The organism is Chryseobacterium sp. GP-SGM7 (assembly GCF_049166575.1).
GTDB lineage: Bacteria > Bacteroidota > Bacteroidia > Flavobacteriales > Weeksellaceae > Chryseobacterium.
This window is the reverse complement of the sequence record NZ_JBMHFF010000001.1, coordinates 1,704,106-1,722,570: the sequence shown is the minus strand read 5'-3', so window position 1 is coordinate 1,722,570 and position 18,465 is coordinate 1,704,106. Positions and strand designations below refer to the sequence as shown.

The 18,465-nt window shown below is 34.5% G+C and carries 13 protein-coding genes; 5 read left to right on the top strand and 8 right to left on the bottom strand.

Annotated elements, in window-relative coordinates; genetic code table 11:
• Positions 1-39: 39 nt before the first annotated feature.
• From ACOOWA_RS07685 to ACOOWA_RS07650, 8 genes are all read right to left on the bottom strand, one after another.
• Positions 40-1,221, bottom strand: a complete 1,182-nt coding sequence (locus ACOOWA_RS07685; RefSeq protein WP_421374331.1) for a hypothetical protein — start codon at positions 1,219-1,221, stop codon at positions 40-42.
• 294 nt (positions 1,222-1,515) lie between these two features.
• Positions 1,516-2,349, bottom strand: a complete 834-nt coding sequence (locus ACOOWA_RS07680; protein ID WP_421374329.1) for a type 1 glutamine amidotransferase — start codon at positions 2,347-2,349, stop codon at positions 1,516-1,518.
• A 32-nt stretch (positions 2,350-2,381) separates the two neighbouring features.
• A complete protein-coding gene (locus tag ACOOWA_RS07675) occupies positions 2,382-3,500 on the bottom strand; it encodes a carboxylate-amine ligase (RefSeq protein WP_421374327.1) in 1,119 nt (372 codons plus the stop codon).
• Between the two features lie 25 nt (positions 3,501-3,525).
• Entirely contained in the window at positions 3,526-4,479 is a 954-nt protein-coding gene (locus tag ACOOWA_RS07670) for an ATP-grasp domain-containing protein (protein WP_421374326.1), read from the bottom strand.
• A 48-nt stretch (positions 4,480-4,527) separates the two neighbouring features.
• On the bottom strand, positions 4,528-5,238 hold the full coding sequence (locus ACOOWA_RS07665; protein WP_421374324.1) for an alpha/beta hydrolase-fold protein: 711 nt from the start codon (positions 5,236-5,238) through the stop codon (positions 4,528-4,530).
• 291 nt (positions 5,239-5,529) lie between these two features.
• A complete protein-coding gene (locus ACOOWA_RS07660; RefSeq protein ID WP_421374323.1) occupies positions 5,530-6,741 on the bottom strand; it encodes an ATP-grasp domain-containing protein in 1,212 nt (403 codons plus the stop codon).
• 140 nt (positions 6,742-6,881) lie between these two features.
• Complete coding sequence (locus tag ACOOWA_RS07655; protein ID WP_421374322.1) at positions 6,882-8,297, bottom strand: M17 family metallopeptidase; 1,416 nt, start codon at positions 8,295-8,297, stop codon at positions 6,882-6,884.
• Positions 8,298-8,307: 10 nt separating this feature from the next.
• Positions 8,308-9,429: an alpha/beta hydrolase gene (locus ACOOWA_RS07650; protein ID WP_421374321.1), complete on the bottom strand. Its 1,122-nt coding sequence runs from the start codon at positions 9,427-9,429 to the stop codon at positions 8,308-8,310.
• Positions 9,430-9,596: 167 nt separating this feature from the next.
• On the opposite strand from ACOOWA_RS07650, the gene glgB reads away from it, so the two are divergent.
• The 5 genes from glgB (at position 9,597) to ACOOWA_RS07625 (ending at position 18,440) form a co-directional block, all read left to right on the top strand.
• Positions 9,597-11,546, top strand: coding sequence for a 1,4-alpha-glucan branching protein GlgB (gene glgB, locus ACOOWA_RS07645; protein WP_421374666.1), 1,950 nt, complete (start codon positions 9,597-9,599; stop codon positions 11,544-11,546).
• Positions 11,543-12,949 carry a glycogen synthase gene (locus tag ACOOWA_RS07640; protein ID WP_421374319.1) on the top strand — a complete coding sequence of 469 codons (1,407 nt, stop codon included), beginning with the start codon at positions 11,543-11,545 and terminating at the stop codon, positions 12,947-12,949. Before glgB ends, ACOOWA_RS07640 begins: the two co-directional genes overlap by 4 nt.
• Positions 12,950-13,005: 56 nt before the next feature.
• The gene (locus ACOOWA_RS07635; protein WP_421374318.1) at positions 13,006-14,274 is read left to right on the top strand and encodes a glucose-1-phosphate adenylyltransferase; all 1,269 of its coding nucleotides are present in this window, start codon (positions 13,006-13,008) and stop codon (positions 14,272-14,274) included.
• Between the two features lie 188 nt (positions 14,275-14,462).
• Entirely contained in the window at positions 14,463-15,503 is a 1,041-nt protein-coding gene (locus ACOOWA_RS07630; protein ID WP_421374317.1) for a polyketide cyclase, read from the top strand.
• A gap of 123 nt (positions 15,504-15,626) precedes the next feature.
• Positions 15,627-18,440, top strand: a complete 2,814-nt coding sequence (locus ACOOWA_RS07625; RefSeq protein ID WP_421374316.1) for a 2-oxoglutarate dehydrogenase E1 component — start codon at positions 15,627-15,629, stop codon at positions 18,438-18,440.
• Positions 18,441-18,465 lie beyond the last annotated feature (25 nt).

The window sequence follows — 18,465 nt, the reverse complement described above, 5'->3', positions numbered from 1 at the left end:
CCTCAGAATTTCTGAGGTTTATTGTTTATTAGTTTGATTTTATTCTCCAAAAAAAGCATGCGAACTTCCGATCCAGATGGCATCTTTTTTATTAAAGTCTACATTTACCATTGCGGCTTTAGTCATTCTTGAAAGGTTGTGAAGTAAGACAGGTCTTGCTTCATTTTCTTTCCAGATGTAAAGTAAACGGATTTCTGCCCGTGAAAAATCTCCATTAATATCTTCAAAAATAGGCTCATAATTTACTTTTCTCTGTAAAATATAATTTTCTTTATCGGAAATTGCACCCGTAATTTCTTTAGTTGGATTTAAATTAACACCACTTCCTGCGAAAGAAAATAAAGGTTTTAAAACAAAATCTTCTAAATTTTCATTTTCAGGGAATTCATGAAGGAAATAACTTTTCGGAACAAATTCATGTTTCAGTAAAGGTAAAAGATATTTCGAAATTTTGAAAAACCAATTCGGATGGGTAACCCATTCTACATCGATTTCTTCACGGAAATTAAACTCAGTTTTTAAGTCCGGAATTTTATCCAGCTCATCAAAAATTACACGATTATAGATTCTTTTGATTTCGGTTAGATTACCATTATTTTCATAGAATAATTTCTTTCCTTCTTTCTTAACTTTTGTAAGACAAACCGTTTTTATTCCTAAAAGTTTCTCCGTTAAAGCAAAATCAATCGCTGTTTTTTGTTTTTCAGGATAAATTTCAAGCAGGATTACATTTTCAGGATTTTCACTTCCAACGATTAGTTCATGCAAATGTTTCTGATAATCCTCTTTAGAAATATTATTTTTAAGCTCTTCTAAAAATGGATAAACCTCACAGAAAGCTTCTTCATAAATATTCTGAAAAGCATACAGTGAAGGAAATGCCTGTAATTCGATAAGTTGCGGTTCTATTTTACCATTTTCACTTTTACAGATTCCAAAATCTATCGTGAAAAAATGGGGTTGTTTCGTATCATTGGGAACTTTACAGTTTTCAGGAATTGATTTTTCCAGAGTTCCTTCAGGTAAATTTTTAATCTGATCAATAATACTGTCACTTGCAGAAAGTAATTTCTTCTTGAATTCCTGAGTTAAAAAAATAGGACTTTCAGAAAGTCTGAATCCCGGTTCTAAACCACTTTTTTGAATCAACAAAGATTTCATCTGGTTATATTTTTCCGGAGAAAATTCTTCATTAAACTGTTTTCTGTATTTTTTAATCATATTTTTTTCTATTGTGATTTAAAAAATCGAACAATAATGTTCGATTTTAATTGTTGAAGTTTTTTCTAACTTAATTTTCTTTATGAATATCCGTTTTTAAATTTTAAAGCTAAAATTAGCATTCATTTTGTCATTTTGTAGAAATCTAAACTGCTTTATTTTCAGTGTGTTGAGGTTTCTGCAGAATGACAAACAAACCGTTAAAACTAAGTTATATTTTAAGAAATTCATATATTCATTTTGATTAAGAATTTTTCTTAAAATCTTAATTCGCTTAATTTTTAATTAAAAGAGTTACGCAGTAGCTTTATTTGCTTTCAAAATATTTTTCTTAGCATCACTTAAAAAGCGAGGTAAAATCTGAGATTGTGTAAGAATGATTTTATCTTCATCGTTAATTCTGTCGACGGTTTCCAGATATTTTTCCATTCCGTAATTTTCAATCATGGCTTCTTTATTTTTTTCTTCTTTCAGATTTTCAATCATTCCGTCAGGATTTGCTTCCGGATGGAATTGTGTTCCAAAAATTTCGTCAGAAAAACGAATGGCCATAATAGCTCTTTCCAAATTGATATTCGGACGGAATTTTTCAATCGCCACCATTTTCATTCCTAATTCTTCGAAACGCTCCAAATTTGGCTCAATAAACTGATACGCTCTGGAATCTACTGCATAAAAAGGATCGGGTAAGTTTTCAAATAAAAATTCAGATTCTCCTTCTTCTGTTTTGTGAATAGGCTGCACTCCAAAAGAATAGGATTTTCTTTTACAGATATTTCCCAAATCCCAATGAATACTCGCCAACTGAAAAGAATGACAAATTAAGAAAAGATATTTTTTAGCTTCATTTTGTTTGTTGTGGAGATAAACTGCATCCAAAAAATCGGCAAATTTCTGTTCCCATTCAAAACCTTCACGGTGAGGATTTCCCGGTCCTCCCGAAGAAATAAAGATGTCAAAATCTTCAATATTAGGAATTTCGTTTCTAAATCTTATATCAAAATCTGTAATCGTAATATTTTCTTCCGACTGCTTTTTGAACGTCTCAGAGATTTCTTTAATATTTTTAAAACCCTGATTCGCCTGATTATTATTCATATCCAATAAAGCAATTCTTACCTCTTTCATAACCTCATAATTTCTGCAAAGTTATGAAAATATTATATAGCAGCTTGGTTATGAGTGATACCAAATTCTGTCTCGGAGATCATGTAATCAACAACTTTCTTCAAATCGCCGGTTTCTTTATAGACTGCTAACTGTCGGTCTGCGCCGGTTCCGTTTTCTAAAATTTTCCAGGCATATTCTACTTCTTTTCTGCATCCCAATTCATCTACAACATCGTCGATAAACTCTAAAAGTTCTTTCAAGAGATCAGGATAAGGTACAGATTCTTCTTTACCAAAATCAATCAGTTTAGAATGAATTCCGTCTTTGGAAGCACGCCATTTATTTTCATTGAGTAATAGTCTTCGATAACTTCTGAAACTTAAATTCTGCTGATGAAGCTTATAAATTTTAGCTACCAAACTCTGCATAATTGCGGCCAGACAAACCGTTTCTTCGATTCTTAAAGGCATATCGCAAATTCTGAATTCAATGGTCGGATAAAAAGGGTGGACTCTTAAATCCCACCAGATTTTCTTGGCATTGTCAATTGTTCCGGTTTTCACCAAAAGATCAACATAGCTGTCAAATTCTGCAAGAGAATTAAAATAACTCGGAATACCGGTTCTTGGGAATTTTACGAAAATTTCCTGTCTGTAAGATTTAAAACCAGTGCTTCTGCCGATCCAAAAGGGTGAATTTACAGAAAGCGCATACACGTGAGGAAGAAAATATCGCATTACATTCTGAATTCTTACTCCTTCTTCACGATTGGGGATGCCAATATGAACGTGCAGACCGAAAATCAAATTTCCACGGGCAACATCACCCATATCATCTACGATTTTGTTATAACGTTCTCCGTTGGTAATGGTATTGTGTTCCCAATTTGAAAAAGGATGAGTTCCGCCGCCGGAAACCCGAAGCCCTTGTTCATGAGCGGTATTGATTAAATGTCTTCTCAGGTTGGTTAGTTCAGCCTGAGCTTCCTGGATATTCTGGCAAATTCCGGTTTCCATTTCGATCATAGATTCGTGCATTTCGTGCTTTAAATTTTCGCTTAAAACAGCTTTTCCACCTTCAATGATTTTTGAAACATGAGAAATCAAATCACGGCTTTCAACATCGATAATCTGATACTCTTCTTCGATTCCTATAGTAAATTGATGCATTTTTATCTGTGTTTTTGTATTTTTTTTATTTCACTGAATCTTTTACGAAAGTTCCCCAGGCAATATTTGGTTTCCCGGGAACATATTCTTTTGCTTTTTCGATCGCTAATTTTGCTGAATGTTCTACAATCCATGCGAAATTTTCTTCTCCTACAGAATTTCTGTCTGCATCTGGAGCAGGATTACAGAAGTCAATCGCATAAGGAATGCCGTCTCTTACAGCAAATTCTACCGTGTTGAAATCGTATCCTAAAGCCTGATTCATTTTAATCGTATAATCATGAATCGTTTTTAATAATTTTTTCAATTCTTTACCCTGCGTCTGATGAGTGGTTGCATATCTTAAATGATGTGCATTTCTCGGTTCGTAAGGCATAATGTGAACATATTTCTGACCCAAACAATATACTCTGTAATAATCCTGGAAAACAATTTCTTCCTGAACCATCATGACCAATTGTTCTGTTTCGCTCAATTTATCCCAAAGATCCTGTGGATTTTCAACTCTGTAGACGCTTTTCCAGCCACCGCCATCGTGAGGTTTCATGTAAGCAGGAAATCCTACATAATCAAAAATATATTCCCAGTCGTGAGGGAATTTTAAATTTCTGAATGACGTTTCAGATGTATCTGTAGGTCTTTCGTGTGAAGGAAGCAAAACCGTTTTAGGTAACGGAATACCCAATTTTGTCATTAAAGCATTGTTGAAGAATTTTTCATCTGCGCTCCACCAGAAAGGATTATTGATCACATAAGTTCCGTTTAGTGCTGCATTTTTCAGATAAGCTCTGTAAAAAGGAACATCTTGCGAAATTCTGTCGATAATTACTGCATAACCATAATCTGCACCTTGCTCTAATTTGTCTATATTTACCGGTTCAGCGATGATTTCTCCGCCACCGAGTTCGTTAACTTTATCAATAAATGCCCACGGAAAGGTATCTTCCATTCCGAATAAAATTCCTACTTTTTTTGCCATAATTTTGTTTTTAATGTTTAAATATTAAGGTTTGATTTGTCTTTAATTCTAAAAAAATGTTCCGATATAAGTTGGGAATGTCATTCTCCAAAGCGGCCAGTCGTGATTGATCCATTTTTTCTCATCATACCAGAAATCAATTCCTTTTGACGCTAAAATTTCTGCCATTTCTATATTTTTGTCTCTGCAAATGTCTTCATCGGAAGTACTTAAAACAATGTGCATATGTTTGTATTTCCACGCTTCATCATTTTTTACAAATTCTCTCGGGCAGTTAAAATAAACTAGTTCTCCGTCATAACCATCCATGAAATTTCTAATGCTGAAAGCTCCTGAAAGGCAGAATAAGTGAGAAATCACATCTGGAAATCTGAAGGCAAAATTTGCTGCGTGATAACCGCCGAAACTTGCTCCTGCAATCGCAATACGATGCGTCTGATGAATTTTTTGAATGTATGGAACAAATTCCTGAATCAGAAACTGTACGTATTTTTCATAATTTCTGATTCGTTGTTGTGGAGAAATTTTTTCATCATAAAAACTCCACGCATCAATCGTTTGAATGTTGTATAATTTCACTTTTCCCTGCTCAACAAAATAGTTGATGCTGCTGTTCAGATGAAAATCATGATTTTGAGTGTATAAACCCTGTGAAGTCGGAAACATGATGATTGGGTAACCAAAATGTCCTGTAACTTCTACTTTCAGGCTTGTTCCTAAGATATGTGAGTAATAATCTGTGTGTTCTATTTTTGGCATATTTTCTTATTTGGGTTTTTATTTGTGTTAATGTTTTATAAATTTAATGAATTCAATTTCACCTAATAACTGTTTTGTATTTTGGATGTTCTAAAATAATATTTTCTTTAAAATGCCATTCTGATCCTGGTTTATTGACATCTGTAGAGTCAATAAATTTGTAATATGCTTTACTTTCCCATTTTCCAAATGTGATGGTGCTTAAATTGGTTTTTAAATTAGATTCTTTTGGTAAATTAAATGTTATGAAATCTATAATTTACTGAATGTCAATATTTCTATTCAATACAATTAAGAACTAGGCTTATCTTTTGGAGGAATTACATTGAGCATTTCGGCATGAATTTTTTCTGCAGCAGAATCTAATCTTTCCTGAACTACAACAGAATCGCTTGATTTGTATACAATTCCTACGTGATAATCGATCGGGAGAAATTTTACAACTTCCTCACATTCAAAATCTTTGTAATCCGGAGCTAAATCTTTAATCAGCGCAACAATTAATCCTGAATAATATCCGGTAGGTTTTGAAATTTCATAATGATTGCCCCTTAAAAGAGCATCCTCGATTTTTGCCCATTCCCGCCAAATATTAATATTGCTGGAAGCTTCTACCAAATCAGGGATATGTGCACCACCAACTCTTGACGAAGTTTCCAGAAAATACCATTTCCCATCTTCTTTACCCCGTATAAATTCTGTATGAGTGGCTCCGTTCATCAACCCGAAATTCTGTAAAACTTTTGCATTGACTTCTTCCAAAGCTTTAAATTCTTCAGAATATCTGCCTAAAGTTTTGGTTCGGAAAACACCGCCTTCATGGGAAACCTGCATCGGCGGAGCAAGATATTTTGAAGCTGAAGTAAAAACAATTTCTTTATTAAAAGTTAAGCTGTCAACATGATAAACATCTCCTGGTTTAAAACTTTCCAAGAGAAATAAATGTCTTTCTTCTCCTAAATTTTCAAGTGATGCCCAAAGCTCTTCCTGAGTTTTTAATTTTTTAATTCCAGATGCGGAAGCTTCCGAACGTGGTTTTAAAACCCATGGCGGAGAAACCTTTTCGGTAAAATCTTTTACTTCCTGATCATTAAATACGGCTGTAAACTCAGGAACTTTAATTCCTGAATCTTTTGCCTTTTGGCGCATTGCGAGTTTGTCTCTGAAATAACGGTGCGTTGTTTGTCCCATTCCCTGAATACGGAATGTCTCGCGAATCAGCGCAGCTTTTTCGACATCATAATCATCCAAAGCGATCACAGCATCTACTTTTCGGGTTTTCATTAAGTGAGAAAATCCCTGAATAAGATGATCAAGATTCCATACCGAAGGTTTAATTTCCGGCATATAGAAAACTTCGTCGACAGCGTGCCATGGCCAGTTTTTTTCTTTTAAATTTTCCGATGTTATGAGGATGATTTTATTGCCGAGTTTTTTCATCTCGTCCATAAAATCGTAACCTTTATAGTAGCACGAAATACATACGATGATTTTCTCCTTCATATAATGATTTTTAATTTTTATTAAATTATTAAAAATAAAAGCTTATGATTATTGATTATTTAATATTAAAAATACATAATCCGTGTGCTTTTGAAAATTACTATTCAAGTATAGGAAGAAAATCTCTAAAAAACTAATTTTTAATGATAATTTTCGATTAAATCGGCTAATAATTGTACGCCAAATCCGGTTGCAGCTTTTTCTTTTGCATATCCCACATTTCCAAACGCAACTCCCGCAATATCAAGGTGTGCCCAGTTGGTATGGTTTTCAATAAATTGTTCTAAAAATTTTGCGGCAATAATGCAATCTCCCAAAGGTTTCATTGAGATATTTTTAAAATCGGCAACATCAGATGTAAAATCATCCAGCCAGACATCCCACAATGGCAGATTCCATAGTCTCTGATTGGTTTTATCGCCTGTTTTGATTAATAAATTTTTCAGCTCTTCATTGTTAGAAAACATTGCTCCGCAAGTATCTCCGAACATTCTTACAGAACTTCCTGTAAGTGTTGCAAGATCGATTAAAATATCAGTTTTATAGTTTTTTGAAAGATAAGAAAGTCCGTCTGCAAGAGTCATTCTGCCTTCTGCATCAGTATTGAGAACTTCAATTGTTTTTCCGTTGTAAGCAGTAATTACGTCGCTTGGTAAATAGGCATTTTCAGAAACTGCATTGTCGGTAATCGGTAAAATCGCTGTAATGTTAACGGGAAGTTTCATTTGCGATGCGTAGATTATTGCTCCAAGAACCGCAGTTGCACCTCCCATATCAGATTTCATGTAATGCATATTGTCTGCAGCTTTGATGGAAATTCCGCCTGTATCAAACAAAACACATTTCCCGACAAGACCAAATGTCTTTGCATTTTTTTCAGTTGTCTTATATTCTAAAATGGTGAAAGCGGCATCATAAGCGCTTCCCTGATTAACAGCCAGAAAAGCTCCCAAACCAAGCTCCTCACATCTTTTTCTGTTAAATGCAGTATATTTTAACTGATTTTTTTTGGCTAAATTTTTCAGGTAAGTATTAAGCGCTTCCGGTCTTTTTAAATTAGCCGGTTTATTGAGCCAATCCATGCAGGCGGTTTGCCCTTCACATATTGCATTAATTCTGTCTGAAATGGTATCTAATTTTTTCTGACTTAAATTTCCAAAGTGAAGTTCGAAAATTTCATTCCAGAAAGCATGTGTTTTGCTGAACGGATAACTGTACGTTCCTAAGAAAAGTCCTTTTACGAATTCTTCAAATTGTTTTTCATTAATAAAATCAGCAATACATAAAGTAGGAACCGTCTGAATGTTTTTTTTCTGTGCCTGAGAAAATTTCATCCCGATTTGCTGAAATTCAAAATTCTGCAGCGTTTCTTTTCCTAAACCTACATAATAAGTGATAGTTTCTTCTGCAGCTTCTATAAAAACTTCATGTTTTTTTCCTGCAAATAAATGGGTAATATTTTTATTGAAATTTTTAGCATGTAAAATCCAGGATTCTTCTGTGAAAAGTCTGAAAATCTGAGCGTATTTTTTATTTTTTTTGTTGAATAATTTCATTTTTAAGGTATTAATTTTTAATATTTTCCTGATGTGGCTTTACTTCAACGGGATTTTCTGTGTTATTATAAAAAAGCCATTCAATGGCTCTCGGGAATTCCTGAGACCAATAAAATTCGCTGTGTGCTCCGTCGGGATTGATGCTTGTTTTAAATTCAAAATCAAAAAGGTTTTTCTTTTCCCATCGTTTCAGATAATTTTCAAAAACCTGAATTCTTTTCACCATTTTAGAGCCTTCCTGCTCACCTCCATAAAGATAAATTTTAGTTTTATATGGAATTCTGAAATTCATCAACGGAAAATTATTATTCGGCTCAACCCAAAGTGACGGCGAGAAAATCAATAATTTGGAATAAACTTCAGGATAAAGAAACCCGCTGTAAATGCTAATTAACGCACCAAGAGAACTCCCGCCAATTCCTGTATTTTCTCTGTCTTTTTTCGTTCGATATTGTTCATCAACGAATGGTTTTAAGGTATCGGTAATAAATCGTATGTATTTTTTGCCTTCCGATCCGTTGGCAACATTATCATTATCGAAAATATATTCTTTAATTCGGTCTTCGCTTCCGTGTTCCACAGCAATTACAATCATGTCGCCACGACCATATTCTGCAAGAACAGACAGCTTTTTATCGATTTCCCAATTTCCGTACGGACTACCTTCATTAAATAAATTTTGAGCATCCTGAAGATAAAGAACAGGATATTTTTCTTCCGAAACGTAATAATCATGAGGCAAAAGTGCCCATATTTTTCTGTAACGGTCAAGCTGGGGAATATAAAATTCTTCTGAAATCACTTCCACAATCGGGAAAAATTCTTTTTTGAAGGGTCCCCAGTTAAATCTCCATTTTTCAACAAAATCAGAAGTTATAGCAGATAATTTTTTTACTTTTCTGTTGGGAGTGATGCTTCCGAATTTATCTAATTCTACGTTTTCCCAGCCTCCTTTTGTAAATTTATATTTTACAATATCTGGAAGTATATCATCATCTATATCAATAGTGTAAATATCCTCATCGTATTGCTGAAGCTGAAAATTATAATCTTTCGGATTCCATTTATTAAAATTTCCGGTGATAAAAATTGGTCTTGAGTCTTTTTCTGCCGTGTTGAGCGTAAATTTCATTGTGTTTCGAACAGTTTTAAAACTTTTAAATTTATAAAAAATATATTTAAAAAATGATATTAAAATTCATTAAAAAAAGCTGTTGCGAGAGGAAAAATGTATATATTTGGTAGTTATCGTTATTTTATGAATGCTATTACGATTGATTTAGAATAAAAACCTATATGATGAATTTTGTGAAGACCTACACTCTTTTTACAGAACATGATGTTTATCTCTTCAAAGAAGGTAAACATTACAGGCTCTACGAAAAGTTTGGCGCTCATTCGGTTGAGAAAGATGGGGTAAAAGGGGTTTATTTTTCGGTTTGGGCTCCGAATGCCAAAAAAGTTTCGGTCATCGGGAACTTTAATAACTGGAATCATCGAGAACATATTTTGTTCCCCAGATGGGATCAATCGGGGATTTGGGAGGGCTTTATTCCTGCGCTTTCCTGGGGAACACTTTATAAGTACGCAATTGAAACTGTTCAGGGAAAAATTTTAGAAAAAAGTGATCCTTATGCTTTGAGTTGGGAACAAAATCTGCAGGCGGCATCAATGGTTTCTACCAATTGGTATGAATGGGAAGATCATGAATGGCTTGAAAAACGCTGGCAAAAAAACAGTCTGGAATCTCCGATTTCCGTCTACGAAATACATTTAGGCTCGTGGATGCGGAACGAAGATCAGCCGGAAAAATTTCTTAATTACAGAGAGATTGCCTCAAGATTAGTTCCGTATGTAAAAAATATGGGTTTTACGCATGTAGAATTTATGCCCATTATGGAATTTCCGTATGACCCGAGTTGGGGTTATCAGATTACCGGATTTTTTGCGGCAACTTCACGTTTTGGTTCGCCGCAGGATTTAATGTTTTTAATAAATGAGCTTCATAAAAACGATATTGGCGTAATTTTAGACTGGGTTCCTTCACATTTTCCGGGTGATGCAAATGGGTTGCACTGTTTCGACGGGTCTTATTTATATGAACATGAGGATCCAAGGAAAGGTTTTCATCCTGACTGGAAATCCTATATTTTTAATTATGGAAGAAATGAAGTGAAATCTTTTTTGATTTCAAATGCTGTTTTCTGGCTCGACCGTTATCATGCAGACGGACTTCGTGTGGATGCGGTAACTTCCATGCTTCATTTGGATTATTCGAGAAATGAGGGAGAATGGGAACCGAATATTTACGGTGAAAACGTGAATCTTGAAGCCAAAACTTTCCTTCAGGAATTTAATACTGCCGTTTACAAAGAATTTGGTGATCATGTCATGACGATTGCTGAGGAAAGTTCAGATTTTCCGATGCTGACAAAACCTGTTCATGATGGCGGAGTTGGTTTCGGAATGAAATGGATGATGGGCTGGATGCACGATACTTTATTTTATTTTAAAGAAGATCCAATTGAGAGAAAGCATCATCACCATAAACTGACTTTTGCATCGATGTACATGTATAATGAAAATTATATGATGCCGCTCTCACATGATGAAGTGGTACACGGAAAGGCAAGTCTTATTTATAAAATGAAAGGCGATGAATGGCAGAAATTTGCTAATCTCAGAGCTTTATATGTGTATATGTTTACGCATCCCGGAGCAAAATTGTTGTTTATGGGAGACGAATTCGGACAAACCAATGAATGGAATTTTAAGAAAAGCTTAGATTGGCATTTGTTGGAATATCCGGTTCATCAGGGTTTGCAGAATTTAGTGAAAGATTTGAACCATCTTTATAAAAATGAAACTTCTTTTTACGAAAATCAGTTTAATTCAAAAGGTTTTGAATGGGTTGAAGCTAATGATACCGATAATTCTGTCTATATTTATTTAAGAAAAGGAAAAAAACGGGATGATGTTTTTATGGTTATTTTAAATCTTACTCCAAGGGTTTTAGATTATAAAGTAGGGGTAAATTCAGGAACTCATTGGGAAGTTGTTCTCAACTCTGATGACGAAAAATATAGCGGAAGTGGAGTAGAAGCCAATATTTTCAGAGAAGATCATGATGAATGGATGAACAGGCCAAGATCAATCAGCTTAAATCTTCCTGCACTTTCAGGAATTGTTTTAAAACAGAGAAAAGACAAAAAGTATAAATTATATAGAATCAAACAACACAAAAAATGACAATATTTCACCTCAGTACAGAATGTTATCCCGTAGCAAAAGTAGGCGGATTGGCAGATGTGGTCGGTGCGCTGCCGAAATATCAGAACAAAATAAAAGACGTTAACGCAAAAGTGGTGATGCCTTGGTACAACAAACATTTTGTGTATGATTACAATTTTGAAGTGGTTTTCGATGGCTTTATTCATCAAGGTTCGAATATGCTTCAGGTGCAGGTTTTGAAGGAGACAACTGACGTTTTGGGATTTGAATTATTTATGGTGAAAATTCCAGGATTGCTCGATCGTGAAAATCCTTACGGATATCAGGATGAAAGTTTTCAGTTTCTGGCTTTCCAGCATGGTGTTTTGCATTGGCTATCGGGGATGAAAATTCGTCCTGATGTTTTGCATTGTCATGATTATCACACAGGTTTGGTTCCTTTTATGGTGGAAAACTGTTATGAATTTGAATTTCTGAAAGGGGTAAAAACCATCGGAACCATTCATAACGGAGAATATCAGGGAATGATGAGTTGGGATATGGTGAGTTATATGCCTGCTTTTGATCATTACAAATGGGGGTTGCTCGATTGGAACGGATTTATCAATCCTTTAGCTTGTATGATTAAATGTGCAGATGCATTTACAACAGTTTCCGAAGGTTATCTGGAGGAATTATTTGTGAGTTTCAGAGGACTTGAAAGTCTGGTACGACAAGAGTTTTCAAAAGCATACGGAATTATCAACGGTATTGATACCGATGTTTGGAATCCTCAAACCGACCCGATGATTGATTTTAATTTTAATATTAAAAATGCGTTAAAAACTAAAAAGAAAAATAAAGTTAAGCTCTGCAAAGAATATGGCTTAAATCCCGAACTACCATTATTTGCATTCATCGGAAGATTTGCGACAGAAAAAGGGGCAGATTTGCTTCCGGATTTGATTTGGAGAAGCATTAAGCAAAGTTTTGGAGGTTTAAACATCATCGTTCTCGGTTCCGGAAACGCTTATATAGAGCAGCAATTGAAGGAAATGGATTCTGTTTATTCAAATTTTGCGACAGATATTGGATATAAAGAACATTTATCTCATAAAATCTACGCTTCGGCAGACTTCTTGTTAATGCCTTCTAGGGTTGAACCTTGCGGACTTAATCAAATGTATGCAATGCGATACGGAACTGTTCCGATTGTAAGTTATACAGGTGGATTGAGAGATACTGTAAAAGATATTACAACGGGAGGTTCAGGTTTAAATTTTACTTATCCGGGAGTTGATGATATTATTCATGCAATCAGCCGAGGTTTAAATGTTTATAAAGATAAAGCTCAAATGGATGAATTGGTCTTATCTAATATGAAATTTGATTTTGCATGGGAGAAATCCGCAGAAAAATACTTAGCTTTATATAATCAGTGATTTTCAAATCTGTCAGAAATAAATAAACTATAAATAATAAAAAAACGCAGATATTTATGAAACATAACGTCATTTCCATTGTTTTGGGAGGCGGAAGAGGAACCAGACTTTTCCCGTTAACGTATTCAAGATCAAAACCGGCGGTTCCTATCGCAGGGAAATACAGATTGGTAGATATTCCTATTTCTAATTGCTTAAATTCAGGTTTGAATAAAATCTTGGTTTTAACGCAGTTCAATTCAGCTTCCTTGAACTCACATATCAAAAATTCTTACCATTTTGATATCTTCAGTAAAGGTTTTGTAGATATCTTGGCTGCTGAGCAAAATGTTGACAGCGACAGTTGGTTTCAGGGAACTGCAGATGCTGTTCGTCAGTCGATGAAGCATTTAGAAAAATATGATTACGAATATATTTTGATTCTTTCCGGAGATCAATTGTATCAGATGGATTTTAATGAAATGCTGGATTTCCACATTGAGAAAGGTGGAGATGTAACCATCGCAACAATACCTGTAAATTCTAAAGATGCAACAGGTTTTGGAATTTTAAAATCTGATGATGAAGGTAACATTACTTCTTTCGTAGAAAAACCAGGTTTTAATGAACTTAACGGTTTGGAATCTGAAGTTTCTGAAGAAAATAAAATGAAAGGGAAGGAATATTTAGCTTCAATGGGAATTTATATTTTCTCTAAAAGTATCCTGAAAAAAATGTTTGACGATGGAGCAGGAGACGATTTCGGAAAAGATATTATCCCAAATTCTATCGGAAAATACACGACTTTAAGTTATCAGTATGAAGGATACTGGACAGACATTGGAACAATAGAATCTTTCTACGAAGCGAATTTGGATCTTTGTCATGATTTTCCACAGTTTAATTTATTTTCATCAGCACCGATTTTTACCCGTGCAAGAATGCTTCCGCCTTCAAAAGTGAACGGTTCTTACGTAAGTAAAGCTGTTTTTGGTGATGGATGCATCATTATGGCGGATAAAATCGAAAATTCAGTGATTGGAAACCGTACAAGAATTGACAAAGGAAGTACAATTGTAAATTCTTACATTATGGGAGCTGATTTCTATCAAAATACAGGAGAAATCGTGAATAACGACCGAAAAGGTTTGCCAAACATGGGAATCGGAAAATATTGCTACATCGAAAGAGCCATTCTGGATAAAAACTGTTACATCGGTGATAATGTAAGGATTATCGGTGGAAAACACCTTCAGGATGGCGATTACGGAACTCATTCTGTACAGGACGGAATTGTTGTTGTGAAAAAAGGTGCTGTTTTAAAACCCGGAACTCATATCGGGTAAAAGGCTGGAAGTTTGATGCTGAAAACTGGAAGTTTTGAGATTTAATAATTTTTAAGTTAAGTTTTTAATTCAAAATTTTTCAGTCGAATATCAGACATCTGACATCAGACATCCATCATTCAGCAAAATAAAAAAACAAGAGTGGTCAAGATATTGGTCACTTTTTTTATTTGTCTTACTTTTGTGCGATGCGTTTTTTTAAAATCATAACGGTTATTATAATACTTTTAGTGGGAGCTTATGCAGCTTCTATGTACTATTTTGTGGATGAAAGTAAAGAATTTACAATTGAAAAAGAAGTAGATTATCCTATCGAAAAAGTTTTTAATCAGTTTAATAATCTGCAGAATTTCACTCGCTGGAATAATTTTTTCTCAAGCTCAAAAACCATTACGATTGATTATTATTCGCCTTATAAAGGGCAGGGAAGCGCAATCAGCTATAATGATCCTAAAAGTGAAGATGGCGGAGAAATGTTTATCCGGTATGAAAATCCAAACAAAACTTTAAGATATCAGCTTTTCGAAGACGAAGATGAAAACCCGACTTTAATTGATGTGAAATTTACTGTTGTTTCTGCTGAAAAAACAAAAATAAAATGGTTTGTACATACTCCGAAATTATCGTTATTATCAAGGGCACAAAACTTTTGGACGGAAGATAAATTTGCTGAAAATATCGACAAAAGTATGTTGAATCTTAAAAATGTCCTGGGTAATAAAGTAGAAAAAGACAATCAATTGGCTGCGATAAAATACGACAGTTTAATGGTTGAAAAAGAAGAAGAAAAGATGATTCTGGGAGTAAATGTAAGTACTTCCAACAAAAAAGATGCTTTATACAAAAACATCGTGATGAATTACAACAAAGTAAATAATTTCGTGTCGATGGATTTAGGCAAAAAAAGTGATGAGGTAGGTTATCCTGTTTTGATTACAGATGCCGATAATTTTAAAGATAAGGAAGTTTCTTATTTCTTCGGAATTCCATTGTCTAAAAAAATCGGAATTACAGATAATAATTTCAGTTTTAGGTCGGTAAGTCCCACAGAAAATTACGTGATTTATTACAAAGGTTCTTATGAAGGAAGGGTAAAGGCAATTCAGCAGCTGATGCAAAAAGCAAAGAAAGATGAAATGCGCTATGGTGATGTTTATCAGACTTTTATAGAGCCGGCTGTAGAAGGTAAGGATGTGAATATGAAGCTTTCGCTTTCGGTATATAGATGATTTATTCCCAATTATTGATTTTATACTTTTTTTAAAGGTTTGAGATTATCCTACCCCATTTTTTTTTATTAAATTTGAAGAATAATTCGTTAAACTAAATTTAATAATAGATAAACTGTAATAATGGACAGATTTTCATTCCTAAACGCAGCTCATTCTCAGTTAATTGAGGATTTATACCAACAATACCTAAAATTCCCGGACTCTCTAGAACCATCATGGAAGGCCTTTTTTCAAGGCTTTGATTTTGCATTAGAAAACTATTCTGATGAAGAAGATATTCAGTATGTGAAGAATTTGGGGAATTCTGCACCTGCAGTTCAGCAAATTTCTCAGGCAGCTTCAAATGGTGAAGTTCCGGAGCACATCAAGAAGGAATTTAAGGTGGTAAATCTTATTGAGGCGTACAGAACGAGAGGTCATCTTTTCACAAAAACAAATCCTGTACGTGAGAGAAGACATTATACTCCAACTTTGGATATCGAAAATTTCGGTCTTGAAAAGTCAGATTTAAATACAAAATTCAACTGTGCCGTTGAAACAGGAATGAAAGGTCCTGCAACGCTGCAGGAAATTATTACTCACCTTGATAACATTTACTGTGATTCTATCGGAATTGAGTATATGCACATCAACAATGTTCAGGAAAAAGATTTCATTAAGCAGTGGATTCAGGTTAACGAAAACCATCCAAGTCTTAATGCAAATGAAAAAACTGAGATTTTACTTAAATTAAATCAGGCGGTTGCGTTTGAAAATTATCTTCACACAAAATTTGTTGGTCAGAAAAGATTCTCTCTGGAAGGTGGTGAAACTTTGATTCCTGCTTTGGATCAGTTGATTTCAAGATCTTCTCAATTAGGGGTTGATGAGGTTGTTTTAGGAATGGCTCACAGAGGAAGATTGAATGTGTTAACAAATATTTTTGGCAAATCTTACAAGCAGATTTTCTCAGAATTTGAAGGAAAAGAATTTGAGGAAGATGTATTTTCTGGTGACGTTAAATATCACTTAGGTTCATCAAAAATTGTAAAAACTGCTTCAGGAGAAGAAGTTGCCATCAATTTAACTCCAAACCCTTCTCACCTAGAGACGGTTGCCGCTTTAGTTGAAGGAATTTGTCGTGCTAAAGTTGACGATAAATACAAAGATTATTCTAAAGTTTTACCGATCATCATTCATGGTGATGGAGCTTTAGCCGGACAAGGTATTGCTTACGAAGTTGCTCAGATGATGACTTTGGAAGGTTATAAAACGGGTGGAACCGTTCATATTGTTGTTAACAATCAGGTTTCGTTTACAACAAATTATATGGATGCAAGATCTTCTACTTATTGTACAGATGTTGCTAAAGTGACAGAATCTCCTGTAATGCACGTGAATGCGGATGATGCAGAAGCTGTAGTTCATGCTATTCATTTTGCGGCTGATTTCAGAGCTAAATTTGGTAAAGATGTTTATATTGATTTATTAGGATACAGAAAATATGGTCATAACGAAGGTGATGAACCGAGATTTACTCAGCCTAATTTATATAAAACAATTTCTAAGCACCCGAATCCAAGAGAAATTTATAAAGATAAATTACTTAAAGATCACGTTACATCAAACGACGTTATCGCAAAAATGGAAACGGAATTCAAAGAACTTTTAGATAAAGACTTTGACGCTTCTAAAGAAATTGAGAAAAACGTGATGGACGTTTTTATGGCAGAAGACTGGACGAATTATCCGATTGGAAAAAGAGGGGCTGTTCAGGATGAAGTTGACACAAAATATGACTTAGAAAAGCTGAAAGAATTGGCCATTAAAATGTCTACACTTCCGGCTGATAAAAAGTTCTTAAATAAAATTACAAGACTTTTTGAAAACAGAATCAAAGCGATTGAAGGGAATAGTTTAGATTGGGCTCTTGGAGAATGGCTGGCTTATGCAACACTTTTAGTGGAAGGTCACAACGTAAGAATTTCCGGTGAAGATGTAGAAAGAGGTACATTCTCTCACAGACACGCTGTTGTAAAAACTGAAGATACGGAAGAAGAATATGTACCTTTAAAAGAAGTTTCAGAAAGCAGATTTGATGTTTTCAACTCTCACCTTTCTGAGTACGGAGTTCTTGGTTTTGATTATGGTTATGCAATGGCTTCTCCCAATACTTTAACGATTTGGGAAGCTCAGTTTGGAGATTTTGTGAACGGTGCTCAGATTATTGTAGACCAATATTTAGCAGCAGCTGAAGAAAAATGGAAAATTCAGGATGGTTTGGTGATGTTATTGCCACACGGTTCGGAAGGACAAGGTGCAGAACACTCTTCTGCAAGACTGGAAAGATTCTTAACGCTTTGTGCAAACGAAAATATGGTTGTTGCGAATATCACTTCTCCGGCAAACTATTTCCATTTATTAAGAAGACAGTTAAAATGGTCATTCAGAAAACCGTTAATCGTGATGAGTCCGAAATCATTGTTAAGACATCCAAAAGTGGTTTCTCCGCTTGAAGATTTCTCAAACAAAGGATTTCAGCCGATCTTAGATGATCCAACTGCAGATCCAGCAAAAATTGAAAAATTAGTACTTTGTTCAGGTAAATTATACTTCGAATTATTAGCTAAAAAAGAAGAACTGAATTGTGAAAATGTTGCATTGGTAAGATTTGAACAATTATATCCGCTTCAGAATGATGCTATCGAAGCAATCTTTGCTAAATATTCAAACAGAACATCAATTATTTGGGCTCAGGAAGAACCGGAAAATATGGGAGCTTGGTCTTATATCTTAAGAAACTTCAGAGATACAGGAATTCAGGTTGTTTCACCAGTTCAAAGTGGTGCTCCTGCTCCTGGAAGTCACAAAATGTTTGAGAAAAACCAAAATGCTGTAATCAACAGAGTTTTCGACAGAGACGATGCTCCTGTTAAAAGACCTGTAACGGCTTAATTAAATTAATATCAATTAAAAAAAT

What these genes read in the sequence shown, in the direction of transcription:
- ACOOWA_RS07640 (WP_421374319.1), top strand. Translation starts at nt 11,543, where the DNA reads ATGACAATATTTCACCTCAGTACAGAATGTTATCCCGTAGCAAAAGTA.
- ACOOWA_RS07630 (WP_421374317.1), top strand. Translation starts at nt 14,463, where the DNA reads ATGCGTTTTTTTAAAATCATAACGGTTATTATAATACTTTTAGTGGGA.
- ACOOWA_RS07685 (WP_421374331.1), bottom strand. Translation starts at nt 1,221, where the DNA reads ATGATTAAAAAATACAGAAAACAGTTTAATGAAGAATTTTCTCCGGAA.
- ACOOWA_RS07670 (WP_421374326.1), bottom strand. Translation starts at nt 4,479, where the DNA reads ATGGCAAAAAAAGTAGGAATTTTATTCGGAATGGAAGATACCTTTCCG.
- ACOOWA_RS07665 (WP_421374324.1), bottom strand. Translation starts at nt 5,238, where the DNA reads ATGCCAAAAATAGAACACACAGATTATTACTCACATATCTTAGGAACA.
- ACOOWA_RS07635 (WP_421374318.1), top strand. Translation starts at nt 13,006, where the DNA reads ATGAAACATAACGTCATTTCCATTGTTTTGGGAGGCGGAAGAGGAACC.
- ACOOWA_RS07660 (WP_421374323.1), bottom strand. Translation starts at nt 6,741, where the DNA reads ATGAAGGAGAAAATCATCGTATGTATTTCGTGCTACTATAAAGGTTAC.
- ACOOWA_RS07655 (WP_421374322.1), bottom strand. Translation starts at nt 8,297, where the DNA reads ATGAAATTATTCAACAAAAAAAATAAAAAATACGCTCAGATTTTCAGA.
- ACOOWA_RS07675 (WP_421374327.1), bottom strand. Translation starts at nt 3,500, where the DNA reads ATGCATCAATTTACTATAGGAATCGAAGAAGAGTATCAGATTATCGAT.
- ACOOWA_RS07680 (WP_421374329.1), bottom strand. Translation starts at nt 2,349, where the DNA reads ATGAAAGAGGTAAGAATTGCTTTATTGGATATGAATAATAATCAGGCG.
- glgB (WP_421374666.1), top strand. Translation starts at nt 9,597, where the DNA reads ATGAATTTTGTGAAGACCTACACTCTTTTTACAGAACATGATGTTTAT.
- ACOOWA_RS07625 (WP_421374316.1), top strand. Translation starts at nt 15,627, where the DNA reads ATGGACAGATTTTCATTCCTAAACGCAGCTCATTCTCAGTTAATTGAG.
- ACOOWA_RS07650 (WP_421374321.1), bottom strand. Translation starts at nt 9,429, where the DNA reads ATGAAATTTACGCTCAACACGGCAGAAAAAGACTCAAGACCAATTTTT.